General features: G+C 34.6%; 11 protein-coding genes. All 11 read right to left on the minus strand.

What is annotated here, in order from left to right:
• Window positions 1-111 precede the first annotated feature (111 nt).
• Window positions 112-426 carry a hypothetical protein gene (locus ACZM4J_RS11720; RefSeq protein ID WP_118024838.1) on the minus strand — a complete coding sequence of 105 codons (315 nt, stop codon included), beginning with the start codon at window positions 424-426 and terminating at the stop codon, window positions 112-114.
• Between the two features lie 68 nt (window positions 427-494).
• The gene (locus ACZM4J_RS11725) at window positions 495-1,787 is read right to left on the minus strand and encodes a hypothetical protein (protein ID WP_118024839.1); all 1,293 of its coding nucleotides are present in this window, start codon (window positions 1,785-1,787) and stop codon (window positions 495-497) included.
• A gap of 38 nt (window positions 1,788-1,825) precedes the next feature.
• Window positions 1,826-2,338, minus strand: a complete 513-nt coding sequence (locus ACZM4J_RS11730; RefSeq protein WP_118024840.1) for an RNA polymerase sigma factor — start codon at window positions 2,336-2,338, stop codon at window positions 1,826-1,828.
• Window positions 2,339-2,738: 400 nt separating this feature from the next.
• Window positions 2,739-3,377 carry a septation protein SpoVG family protein gene (locus tag ACZM4J_RS11735; protein WP_118024841.1) on the minus strand — a complete coding sequence of 213 codons (639 nt, stop codon included), beginning with the start codon at window positions 3,375-3,377 and terminating at the stop codon, window positions 2,739-2,741.
• A gap of 123 nt (window positions 3,378-3,500) precedes the next feature.
• Complete coding sequence (locus ACZM4J_RS11740; RefSeq protein ID WP_296963533.1) at window positions 3,501-5,228, minus strand: NlpC/P60 family protein; 1,728 nt, start codon at window positions 5,226-5,228, stop codon at window positions 3,501-3,503.
• Between the two features lie 105 nt (window positions 5,229-5,333).
• Window positions 5,334-7,844 (minus strand): SIR2 family protein, encoded by a 2,511-nt coding sequence (locus ACZM4J_RS11745; protein ID WP_489486232.1) that lies wholly within the window; start codon window positions 7,842-7,844, stop codon window positions 5,334-5,336.
• Window positions 7,845-7,940: 96 nt separating this feature from the next.
• Window positions 7,941-10,310, minus strand: a complete 2,370-nt coding sequence (locus ACZM4J_RS11750) for a VirB4-like conjugal transfer ATPase, CD1110 family (RefSeq protein WP_489486234.1) — start codon at window positions 10,308-10,310, stop codon at window positions 7,941-7,943.
• Window positions 10,297-10,749: a PrgI family protein gene (locus ACZM4J_RS11755; RefSeq protein WP_489486235.1), complete on the minus strand. Its 453-nt coding sequence runs from the start codon at window positions 10,747-10,749 to the stop codon at window positions 10,297-10,299. Before ACZM4J_RS11755 ends, ACZM4J_RS11750 begins: the two co-directional genes overlap by 14 nt.
• Window positions 10,750-10,764: 15 nt before the next feature.
• On the minus strand, window positions 10,765-11,607 hold the full coding sequence (locus tag ACZM4J_RS11760) for a VirB6/TrbL-like conjugal transfer protein, CD1112 family (RefSeq protein WP_178516066.1): 843 nt from the start codon (window positions 11,605-11,607) through the stop codon (window positions 10,765-10,767).
• A gap of 15 nt (window positions 11,608-11,622) precedes the next feature.
• Complete coding sequence (locus ACZM4J_RS11765; protein WP_252260971.1) at window positions 11,623-11,880, minus strand: hypothetical protein; 258 nt, start codon at window positions 11,878-11,880, stop codon at window positions 11,623-11,625.
• A gap of 74 nt (window positions 11,881-11,954) precedes the next feature.
• Window positions 11,955-13,478 carry a VirD4-like conjugal transfer protein, CD1115 family gene (locus tag ACZM4J_RS11770; RefSeq protein ID WP_489486238.1) on the minus strand — a complete coding sequence of 508 codons (1,524 nt, stop codon included), beginning with the start codon at window positions 13,476-13,478 and terminating at the stop codon, window positions 11,955-11,957.
• Window positions 13,479-13,578 lie beyond the last annotated feature (100 nt).

Raw genomic sequence — 13,578 nt, forward strand, 5'->3', positions numbered from 1 at the left:
TTTTTTATTATTATACACCATTTAAAGCTCAATTTTCACCCCATTTAAGGTTTAAAAAATTTGGTGTCAATATGTTCGTGCAGTTACTTTTTCATTTAAAGCTATTTTTTGTTAATTTTCTTTATCAAAGGAATGATATTTTATTGTTTTTTTAGGTAGATTTTTTAATATTTCTAAATCTTCTAAACTTTTTATTCCCATTTGTCCTCTGATATTATCAAAGGCATTTGGTTGTACTAAACCTTTTAGTTTTTCTAATTTAACTTGAATTTCTTCCATCATATTTTTATATTCTTTATCTGGCAAATAGTATTTAAAATACACTAACAAATCAATAATTCTTTTTTCTGACTCTCTTGAATATGATTTCCTTAACTGCTTTATATATTTTTCCTTTATTTTTCCTTTATTTGGATTATTTTTCACTTCATTTTGTATTAAGCAATTCTATTTCATAAATACCTAGAGGCTGCCCTTTAGAACAGCCTCTTTGATTATTTCATATTTCCTAAATCTGATATATCCACTATATATGCTTTTTTATCAAATGTAATTAACATCTTGTTTTCTTTTTCCATCAAATAAAAATTCATGTTCTCCCAACTTTTGACCGGAATATTTATTTTTAGCCATTCCTTTTTTTCAAGATTTATCAAATACATTATTCCATTTGAGCCGGTATTAAACATTGCATATTTTTCTGATGCACCAATAGGTTCAATTGTTTTTTCATTAGTTTTAATCTTAAATTTAGTGCCTTCAATTATATTTTCAATTGTCATTACTTTTTTGTCAAAAGAATAAGTATGGTTGAAGTTTATATCTGTTTGTGTGCTGAAAAATTCCTTCTCAACTTTTCCGTTTTTCAGATTTATTAAATATTTACTATAATATTCTGTTTTTTCTTTTGTAAACGGTTTACCCAAAGTTAATATATGGTAATCATCCACAAAACTTATTTCATCAACTGTTGCATATCCGTTTATAAGATTTTTGTTGAATTTCTTTTCAGTTTTGCTGTCCAAATCAAATATTGCCCAATATCCTTTTGATCTGAAATTACAAAGAAGTGTTTTTCCATTTGGAGACATAACAAAATTACAAATCATTTTATCATTTGATATTTTCACAATCTCATTTGTATCCAAATCAATTTCTGCAATTGTTTCATTTTTGACTGTTCCATTTTTTACCTTATATAGTGCTGCATAAATTGTCCTTCCATCAACAACAGGAAAAACCTCGCTTATTGCACCTTTATAATTAAATCCACAAATTTCTTTGTCCTTTATAATGTAGTCAAAAGAAAAATCCTCATCATTGTATTTTCCCTGAAATCTGTTAGCCTGTTCACTAAGCAGCCTGTTATTTTTTACAGAGTATACATTTTTAACATTTTCAGAATCATCTTTGCTGTATTCCAATATGAAGGTTTCATTCCTTCCCACAACTTCCATGTTATCGCTTAATTTAATTTCTCCTTCCGGTGTTTTGCATTCTTTTGTTTTTTCACTGTTTTTTGTAGTCTCCAGTTTGACTTCCTGCACCTTTTTAATTCCAAATACTCCCTGTAAAAATTCTCTAAAGGAATCAGATGTGCTTGCTCCAACAGTTATTCCTGTTGCGCAAACCACAACCATTACCAAACTTACTGCTGCCCATTTCATTTTTCTTATTTTTATAAACTTACCATTGTTCTCTTCACTTGACATATTGATTTCCTGATTAAGTAATTCTTTTTTCCAACTTTCCGGAGTTTTAATTGTATCCAATTTTTTTAAATTCATATTTGCCTCCAATCTCCAATTTTTTTGGTTATAATCTCTTAAACCTGCTTTTCTAAAATTTTTGCAAGTTTTTCCCTACCTCGTTGTAATCTTGATTTCACGGTATTAACACTTAATTGAAGAATATCTGAAATTTCTTTTGTACTATATTCCTGATAATAATAAAGAACTAAAACTTCACGATATTTTAAAGATATTTTTCTCAACGCCTTTACCAGAATTTCTGTATCATTATCTAATTGTAGTCCATTAGTTAAATTATTCTGCATTCCTTCCAGCCTGTCCTTTTCTAAACCAACGGATACATTTCTGTTCCAAAAGGACTTATGATAATCATTACACTCATTTCTAGCCACCTTAAGCAACCACGCTTTTAAATGTTCACTGTCATTAAAATTTTTTGAACTCTTATAAAGCTTGATAAATGTATTTTGAAAACAATCTTTAGCTGCTTCTTCATTTTGTGTCCATACCACACACATTCTTGTTATGTGATCAGAATATTTTTCTATAACTTCTTCATAGCTCATGCCGGCATATTCTTTATACATGTAATTCCTCCCTTCTGATTTATTTGAAAGTTTTCTCTTTCTATATAGAACACGATTGTTTTCAAACGTTGGGTGCAAAATTTCAAATTTTTGTTTTTGTTTTTAATTTAACACACTAAATTTCAAATATTTTTTCATAATGTAAAAATAAGGAAGCCACTATGCTTCCTTATCATCACCCAATGTTTGCTGATTATAAAACTTTATTATGATAGTAGATAATTCAACAAACTATGTATTTCTAATATTTCACAATGTATCTTTTTTCAGCCACATTGTATAATCTTTATATTTCACTGTCAAGATTTATTTTTCTCAATCGTAACTATAGTTATTTTCTGATTATGTGACTTTGTAAAATATTCATTTTAAGCTTTTTGTGATTTACTGTTTTATATTTTTATCTAAACGGCAACTTTTCATCTCCAAAGTCTCTTATAGGTTTAAATCCTCCAATCTCTTTTTTCTGCTCCTTTACCTCATTGCTCTTTTTCATGATTTCTCCATAAAGCTGCTCCCTGAACTCCTTTGTTACCGGATAGCATACTTCTGAATACTCTGTCTTTCCATCTTTACCTTCGGTGGTTTTTGTCGGCATCGCAACAAAGCTTCCTTTTTCACTTTCAATTACTCTAACACCATCTATCACAAAGCACTTGTCTATGTAAATTTTTCCGATGCTTTCTATCTTTTCATTAAAATTGCATGGGTACATTGCCACTGAAACACTAACCTTATCTTTTCCAGATGTTATATTAAGTTCCTTCGCATTGCTTTCATATGCCTTTATGATGTTATCGTACAATTCCTTTCTAAACTCTGCTGTTGTTGGATAAAAGTAATTTTTGTAAACTGGATTTCCCTGTTCATCCTTTTTACTTGTTTTATATCCTGGCATTGCCACAAATGTTTCTCCATTTTTTGTTTCCCTGATTGTAATGTCTGTTAACTTAAAGCTTTCTTCAAATACCACTGAAACAAAAGCCTTTGTACTCCAATTTTCTTTTTCTAACTTGTTTACTTTTATACTATAATTCATAGCTAGTCTCCTTTCCTTAATTCCTTTTTCTTATTTTTATAAATATAATTTTTTAACCATGTATGGTTATGATATATTAAAGCCATCTGATTTAAGAGTTAGTGTTGCTATACCTTAGGGTTCTTATTTTCCTGGTCTACATATCATCACCAATCCTCCATTATGATAATTACCCAAACATACTCCGTGTGCCTCATCCACAGCCTCAACCATTTTTCCGTTACCTACATAAATACCCACGTGGCTTATGTTTTTGTATCTTCCATTGGTTGTATAGCTATAAAATATCAGGTCTCCTGGCTGTATGTCCTTTTCCTTGACTGTTTTGTCCTTAAGTCCTTCTGCTTCCGCAGCTGCAGTTGTTGAACCATTAAATGATATGTCTACACCTGCTGATTTCCACCCATAGAATGCCAGTGAGCTACAGTCAAATGCTTTTCCACTGTTTCTTAAGCTCTGACTGTATGGATATCCAACCTTTGACAATACAAAGGATGCCACTGTCTTTTGTGTTGGATCTGTTATTTTGTCTGTTATGCTTGTTATCTCCTGTGCTGTAAGACTTCCCTGCAAGCCACTTAACTGACTTCCACCTGTCTGACCGCCTGACGGATTACTTGTAATGCAGGCACTCATCAGCTTATTAAGTGTTTCCTGTCTTTCCTCGTCAAACTGATACTCCACTGACATTTCCGTGTAGCTTTTTAATGTAATTCTCACTTCAAGGTACTTTTTCTTCTTTTTTCCCTTTTTCTCTGTTACCTTTTCTGTTGTGTACCTACACATGTCATCAAACACCGCCTTTAAATTCTGCTTGTTTGTTTCATTCATTTTTGTTGCCGTGTTTTCGTAACCGTATTTCACCATGTACACGCACATGATGTCATAGTAGTTTGATGGCTCGCTGTTCATTCCCTCGTAGTCCACATACACCTTTCTGCCCTCATCCGCATCCTTGTGTTCATCCACCAGTGTCTGTATTTCCTGATTAAATTCAGATACATACTGCGTTGTCACTGTCTGTATTGTATCTCCGCTTTCAAGTGGTGGAAGAAATATTGCAAATGGTGAATTGTAAAGAACTGCAATGATAGCGAACACAATTCCTGTTGCGACCATCACCACTATGAGAATCGGAACTACTAATGGTGCCAGTAGTGACATCACCTGCATAATTATGTATGCCACCTTGTTTTTTACAATGCTTCCTACGAGCTTAAACAGACTGTCATTTTGCTCCTCACCGGACTTTAGCTTGTCCATAAAATATTTCATCATTCTGCTCTTTTGCTCTGCCCTGTAAAATGTGTTTTCAATCTTCATTCCCACTGCTTCACCTGCAGCCATTCCTATTAAGGTTCCTTCAGGACCTGCCGCTGAACCAGCAACTGTAGTGCCGGTTTTTACTGCAAGTTTTGTACTTTCCTTTGTCACTTTTTGGGATGTCTTCTTTGCAATGTTTTTTGATGCATTCTTAGCTGTCCTTTTTGCTGACTTTTTGGCAAGCTCTTTACCCTTGGCTGATGTTTTCCTTCTGATTCTCTTGCCTGTCCCTTCCTTTTTTAGCTTTGACGTGCTTATCTTTTTTCGGATTCGATTGCCTTCGCTTATCGCTCCCTTTACTGGCCTTATTGCAATGCCTGTTACCTCAAGTGATTCCTCAATGTTTTCGCTGCCTTCAACATTTTCAGTAATAACTGACTCAGCCATTCTTCCTACTGATGTCGCACTTCTCTTTGCCCTAGTTGCCGTTGACCTGTTGTCAATTTTCGCATCCTTCTTTTTATGAATCTTTCCATTATTTTTCTTATGTATTTCAGTCTTAACTTCTTTTTCCTTGTTGATTTTCATGTTGTCCTCCTTTGTTTTTGATAAAAAATAACGCCAAGCTAGCATTATGCTAACTTGGCGTTTTGTATAAAATTATTATTTACTAATTGAAGTTAATCCAGCCTTTTATCTTGAAGAATAACTAAACCTATCCTTATTTACTCCAACATTGACTAAATAATCCTTTTCTCTTGACCACTCTCCACCCACAGTATTTTCATTAGAAATCAGTTTATTAATAAATTCTATAAAGTCATTAGTTCCTCTACTATTAGCAAGCAGTGTTTTTGTAGCTCCAATATTATTAGCATCAGAAAATACTTTATAGTAATATTCTAACGCTAACTCATTAACTTTCTTTTTATTATATCTATCTAACTTTGCTAATTTGCCGTAAAGCATAGCAATTTGCATAATAGCATTACTCTCGGTACGAGAATACTTCATCTCTCCATTGTCTACTCTTGTTCGCGAATCTTGCTCAGCTTTTTTAGCCCAATCAATCGCCTCAAGTATTTCTCTTTTAGAACCTGTACGTTTATAATTATTAGTAATATATATACTCTTAGCTCTCTGCAACCAGTAGTTAGGATCATTAGCCTTAAGTTGCTTTATGTTTTCATTAGCATAAACATTATGAATAAAACTAGCTGCTCCATATTTAATATTAGTTGTTCCTTTTGATCCAGATATTGAAGAAATAGAAGACTCCGAATATACTCTAGAAAAAACATCATTTAACTTATCAAATTGCAAAAATTCCTTGACGCTATCTATGTCAATTTTACTAAAACTCAATAATATCGCATATATAGCCTCACAAACTTTTTTCTGATGTTCCTTAGCCATTCGATTAGCTATTTCGCTATTTGCCGAAGGATAAATATAGGCACTCAGTATCTGTAATAATCCTAATTTTCCATTACATATCACTTTTATTGTCGAATGCTTTCCTATTTCACCTTTCTTACACTTTTCTTCTTGTATGAAAGGTGTAAATTTGTTAACTATTTTTTTATATTCCTTAGCCAAACCTAATGTAACAATGTCCTCAAAGTAAATTTTATTTTTAATGAGTATCCATATTATTAATTTAAGTTCATCTAAATACATAATAACGTACTTATCAACAAGTTTTCTGTCATAAACGTTGGCAATTCTTAAAGTATTATCCAATAAATTATTTTTTTTATTGAATGTAGCAATCCCTAATAAATTCAACTTTTTATTAATCGCTTGTACATCTTTTTCTAACATTCTTCCGCTTAACGTTTCTTTAATAGCATAATTAATTATTTCCGAATGAAATGTTATTAAATTAACCACATCATCAAAAGAATTAAAAAAGACGCAAACAATATTTTTCTTAGATGGTTCAAACTTTACTAGTAAATTATTAAAACCATGATCATCAAGCGATTCACTGTCAAAAATAATAAGTGCATTATCTTCTTGAAGCAAATCTGCCACATCACCATCAGATAATGATTCCTTTTCAGAAATAAAATAACGATGATAATTAGGATTTTCTTCTAAAATTGCATATGCAAGCATACTTTTTCCCACAAATCTTCTTCCAATTACAACATTAACTTTATCCTGTAATAATTTAATATTTCGAACATATTCAGAAGAAACATAATAAAATGGTAGTTTACTCTTATCTGGTGACAAATCTGCTAAATAATCAAGATTCTTTTCTTTATTTTTTCCAATTCTTTCTAATTCTGTATACTTAAAATTTTCTATATTTCTCTCTATTTGAGCCTGACTCTCTTCATAACATTCAACCAAAAATTCATAAAAAGACTCATAGTCATCACTTGATGTGAGTTTTATTATATGTGATATATTAAACCCTTTCAATTTGTCTTTTTTAAACTCAGACAAGGAATCCGATGTAACATATATGCCTCGAATATCACGTACTTTTTTATTTCTATTTTTATCTGCTAAAACAGAATATTTAATATCAATTTCATCATCCAAGCTACAACCAATATATAATAAATTTTTATTTCCACAATCTGCCGATAATATATCGTGGAACTGTTCGCTTTTCTGAAGACTTGCAATATACTGGCTTTCTGTGAGAATCATCTCATTGTAATCTAAATTTTTGCAAAACATTGCAACATCACCATGAATTTTATATAGTGTTCTACACTCTGGATTTATTGTTCTTTTGTCAAATTTTCTATTTGGATAGAATACTTCCCATCCCCTCGGTTTTGAATCCTCAATACCAGTATCAATATTCAATGTATATATATATGGCCATTTAATGTCATTTAAAAATCTTAATTGCTGCGGCTTATTTATTTTAACTCTTGTAAAATTTTTAAGATAATATTCAATAACTCCATCTTTAGATGGATTGCTAAATGTATTCTGATAGAATTCAGCAATAGAACTAAATTGCTCTGATTCCAATTCACTCTTATTAATTTTTTTCTTGAGAGATATTTTCTCAATCATTGCATCCTTTAATTCCTTTCCACTGGGAACTTTGCCACCTCTGCCTGTGTTTACACCACGTGTAAATCCTGCCCCCAGTATTGGAACCAAAGTTTCTTCACTAAATGCATGTATAAAAAAATCTTTTGTTTCTTTTGAGTTAATCTTAAGTTCCTCCATATTTTAACCTCCACGTCGTATATCTATTCGATTATTATATCAAATCTCCATCTCTTATTCTATCTTTTTCTTTCAACCACCCATTAATTAAAACTCCTAATCAACTCTACTTATTTCTTTTCCTTTTTCCATCTTCTCATACAGATTAGTATTATACAGCCTGTACAACTCGCTGTCCTTGTCAATCACGTTGTCAAACGGCACCATTCTGCTTCCACATTTTATGAGTCCGCATCCTGACGGTGAGTCTATCACATAGTTAAGCTGTTCTTCTGATATTTCCAGCGACTCCACTATCTTTTCAATGTCCTTGCTTGACTGATTTAAAAGTAGTATGAAAGCAGAATTGGAAAGCATTGTTGTGCTTGTCTCACTCATAAGAAGATCTACTATATTCTGTGTGATTCCTGTACAAAGTCCTCCCTGCTTTCTTACCTTTTTCCACATCTGGCGGAGATATTCTGCACTAAACGGCGAATTTAAAAGTACATGCACTTCATCAATGTAAAACCATGTTGCTATTCCCCTTTCACCATTGTCGATTATCTTCTGCTGTATTGTTTCCATCATTACAAGCATTGCAAGTGGTGCAAGGGATTCCCCAAGGTCTCTTATGCCGTACACAATGAATCTATTGTTTACATTTATGTTTGTCTGATGGTTAAAGATGTTCAATGCTCCGGTAACAAATATTTCAAGTCCAAGTGCCACGTCTCTTGCTTCCTTGTCTTCCTGTTCAAGAAGTCTGTTGTACAAGTCTTCCATTGTGGGAACATATTTTTCCCTGCTTCTTGCAATGTCCATGTACAGGTCCTTTACGCATCTTGAAATGATTGACCTCTGCTGTGGTGTTATTTCCTTCATTATCTGCTCACAGATGCTTAACATGAACTGGCACTTATCCCTTACCCATCCCTTGCTGTCCAATACATCAAGATTCCACACATCCATGTCCATGGGATTAATGTAGTTTCTTGTGTTTGTTGAAATGTTTATGTAGGTGCCGTTGTATTTTTCAGTGACATCCTCATATTCATTCATTGGGTCCACTGCAATTACATTGTCATCTGTTGAAAGCAAAACCGAACCCATTTCCATCTTTGCCTGAAATGACTTTCCTGCACCTGACACCCCGAATATGAATCCGTTGCCATTTAATAGTTTCTTTCTGTTTCCCACAATTATGTTTTTTGATATCTGGTTTACGCCATAGTAAATGCCGTTTCTGTCACAAAGTTCCTGCACGTTAAACGGCATCAGAACTGCAAGACTCTGTGTAAGCATTGTTCTCATTGTTTCAATCTGTCTTACTCCTATTGGAAGTGTTGTGTTAACTGCTTCCCTCTGTTTGTACATGCATGTGTCAACAGCACATCCTGCTCCCTTTGCAATGGAGTCAACTGTCTCACAGATGCTTTCAAGTTCATCCCTGTCATCTGCCATGACAATCATTGTCACTGAAACATAGTAAAGGCTTTCATCATTTTCCCTTACATTGTTCATTATCTCCTCAATGTCCTTTTTCTTCTGTCTTGTTGCATATGAAATGTCTGATGAGAAGTCATTGTTTCTGTTTCTTGTTCTCTGTTGTTTTATTATGTCTGACTCAATGCCCAGATACTTTTTCTGCAGCATCTTCATTGTCAGGACCTTTGGCACCGGAACCACATCCACACTTGTAACCGAATGCACCGGCAGAAATGTCAGCTCCGTAAAAAATCTGTCAGACAGGTATGTAGGATATTTCTTTATGAAAAGAACCCTTCCAACCTTTCCCTCATCCTCAAAGTAGTCAGGATGATATTTTATTCTTGTGTTGCAGATTTCATTTCTAAAGTCTGTTCCGGTAATTCTTCCCTGTCTTATGTCAAAGTTAAATTCATCCTCCCTTCCAAGTCTGTAATAGTCGTGAAGAATCTTTAACCTTTCATTTCCTGTAAGTGGTGTCAGCTTTGAACCAAGTTCTGCAAAACTTCGAAACATTGATGCCTCAATTGTTGCAAACTGTGCCTTTGCCTCCTCAAAGTTCTTTCTCTCAATTGTTATGGTAAGATATCTTTCCTGCTCGATGCCCTGTCTTCCCTCAAGTATCTTTTCCTCAATGATTCTGTTGTAGCTTTCCCTCATCTTATCGAATCCGTCATTTCTGTACTTAAGCATTACCTCATTTCTTAGCACATCCATGTCCTTGTTTTTATTGTTGACCGTTATCTTGAATGTGCAGTCAAATGAGTTAAGGCACTTACAGTATCTCTGAAAGAAGCTTTCCTGCTCATCCTCTGAACGTGTGGCATAATTGACATCACTGAATCTGTATGTCTTTGAATACTTTCCATCCGCCACCTCAAATATTCCGCTTTCCGAAATCTTTAGTATTTCTATTGTTTCCTGCACCGACTTTGGTGATCTGTAAAGTGGCTCTGATGCCTTCTTTATTTCAGAAAACCTGTCCTTAAATATGTTCATTCCTGTTCCTCCGTTTATTTTCCTGTGTTAAATTTTTCTGTATGTTTCTCATTTCCTGTTTTTCACTTTTTTTGTTTTTCCTTTTGTCTTCCTTTTTTCTCTGCCGTTCCTCTTCCATTCTCATTCTTTTTATGGTTTTCTCACTTTCCTCTGAAATGTACGTAAGTGGTCTGTTCTTAAAAGCAAACCACAATTTTCTTTTAAACATCTGTGTAAAACTCATTCCCTGATATGAATAAAATCCGTTTAATGCAAGTGGTGCCACCACGGGAATAGCAATGTATGCACTTCCCGTAAGGCCCACATATCTGTATGTAAGAAGAACTATTACGCCACCGCATGCAACTGATGCGATGGAAAATATCAGCTGTCTTGCAGTAAGTCCCATCACCACTGACTCCTGATATTTTTCTATGTCCTTGTTAATTGATATGTTCATCTGTTCCTCCTGTTTCTATAATCCAAGTGCCTTACTTGTAAGATTCTGTGCTCCCTTCACTGCTCCGACTGTCATTGCCACACTGAATGTAAGTTCACACATGTACATCAGTGCCTTGGTCCAGTCCGCGTAATCACTTGTAAACGTTGGCAGTCCTGCATTCAAAAATGCATTGCAGACAATTATTGCAAGTGCCATTGTCACTGCCTCCAGCACTATTGACAGAAAGTACTTTGCATAGCTTACTGCCGAATGACTTACCATCCGGTTTCCGCTTACAGTTGAAAACGCAAGTGCACCAAAGGGTACAACCACAAGTATTTTTAAGAATCTGAAATACACGGTGTATATGAGCATGAAACCGCAAAAAATGATTACAAGTGCAATGATTACTGCAAGTATCATCATTAAAAGGCTTTCCCCGAATCCAAGGTCCTTTATGATTGTCTGTTGTTCACTTGGTATCTTTAGCTTGGTTGTTGTTCCCTGTGTCATGAGCCCCACCAGATTTCCTGCTGATGTAAAAAATGCCTTCATTATTGTCACATTGTTTGCAACAAGCCATTCTGCTATTCCTATTCTCATGAGCATCCTTAGTATGGTTTCAAATCTTACCTCTTCCTTTACGTCAATGCTCTCCGAACAGAAACCTATTACAAAGAACAGAACCACCAGTGACGAACCAACCGCCACAAATATGGGTTCAAGATTTGCCACCACTGCCCAGGGGCCTCCGTTCTTGAAGCTTACCGGGGACTGCCCCAGCAGTTCAAAAACAAGAGACACCTTGTCATTCCAGAAATCAACAACCGTCTGCAAAAGATCAAGGATTACACCGCCTAAGCTAAATATGTCCATAATCTCTTACCTCCCTTAAAATCCCAGAATACCAAGTACTGATGAAATGCCTGCCATCATTACTCCTGCAACAATTCCCTTAAGTGCCGAGTTCATTGTTGATGAATCCTGTGCCTGATATGCCTGTGCAAACTCCATTACATTCTTTGCAAGAATGATTACGCCGATTGCCCCAATGATTGCAAGTACAAGTGTCTTTAAGTTATCAAGTGGTTTTGTAACTGAACTTGCATCTCCCGCAGCAAGTACGTTGTTTACCTGAAATATTGTCATGTACGTTGCCCCAATTAAACAGTTTTTTATGTTTCCAATGTTTTTCTTAAATCTCTTCATATCTGATTTTCTCCTTATCTGCTTTGATATTTTTCCAATTTCTCTTTCATTTCTTCAATGGATGTTTCCGGTTTTAAGTATTCAAGCAAATACTCCAAATCCATTTTTATTGCTAATGCCTTTTTTGCTTCGTCCATTTGCTCTGCTGAAAAATCCATTGTACATAGTCTTGTCGTAAGCTCCTCTCTTAATTCTTCATCTGTTGATTTTGTCTCCATCTGAAACTCACTCTCCTGTAATGCTGCAATCTCTTGTGGAGTCAAATCAATAATGTTAACTTTTTCTCCTGACTTCTCAACTTCTTTGATTTCTCTTTCACTGTAAATTTTTAATCCATCCTTAATTTTGTTACTTCTCCTAATATTGTGTGTATAAGGCTTTGCCCCTCCATCTTCTGTTTGTTTAAAATTCTTATGATCAAAAGGCCAATATTTTTCATCAAATATGGGATTAAATCCTTTTATGAAAATAAGGCAATTTTTGTTATCCATATTTCTTACTTCATCAGGATTCATAATGGATCTTCCAAGCACATCATAGTTTCTTGATGCCGAACCATGTACACCTCTCGTTTCACCTGTTGACCTTTTGTCTATAGTGCCTTTACCAAGTAACTCAGATATATATTCGTGCGTAGACTTTTCATTTCCACCAAGATATACAAGGGTGTCACAGTTACCTGTAATTGTTTCCCAGGTTTCTTTAAACAGTGCCTTTATTTGTGCCAAATTCTGAATAATGATAATTGCGCTGATTCTTCTACTTCTCATAGTTGACAATAACGAACAAAAATCATCAGGTAACGCCACGTTGGCAAACTCGTCCAACATAAGTGTGACATCAAGTGGAAGTTTCCCTCCAAACTTAAAGTCAGCCTGATAATAAAGTTCCTGAAATAGCTGTGTATAAAGCATTCCAACCAAAAAGTTGTATGACTTGTCTGAATCGGGTATTACACAAAACAGTGCTGTTCTTTTTTTCCTGTTTCGTTTTGTTCCTATTCCCAATTCTTCAATATGAAGGTCATCCTTTGACAAAATTCTCAATATCTGCGGATTTTCTAATAATGCTAACCGTGAATTTGCTGAAATAATAATTGACCTTACAGTATCTCCTGCACCTCTTACCACTTTCATATACTGCCTATATGCCGGATGATGTTCACCAAGCGGACTTGTATCTACAAGTTTTTTCATTCGGATAGTTAGTTTTGAATCCTTCTTGTCATCAACCTCTGCCTCTGACAGCAACTTTAAAACCGATTGAAAGTTCTTTTGGTTTGGTGGCATCTCAAGCCATACATAATAAAACAACGCCTGAAGTAACATCCCCTCCGCATGTTCCCAAAATGGGTCTGTAGGGGCTGATTCCTTTGGCGTTGTATTACTAATTAAATTTGTGACCAGCTTTATCACATCATTTTCTGTTCTTATATAATTGAATGGATTGTAGCAATCCGACTTAGCCATATCTATCAAGTTAAGTACTTTTACGTTATATCCGTTTTTCTTCAACATCCCACCAGTTGCTCTAAGCAGCTATAGCAATAGGTAAGGATTTGATATTATCTCCACCTTTTCCCCTGCTCTACACCGTACGTGAGACTTTCGCCTCATACGGCGTGCCATCATACATTTG

The sequence above is a fragment of the Eubacterium sp. genome (assembly GCF_057858645.1).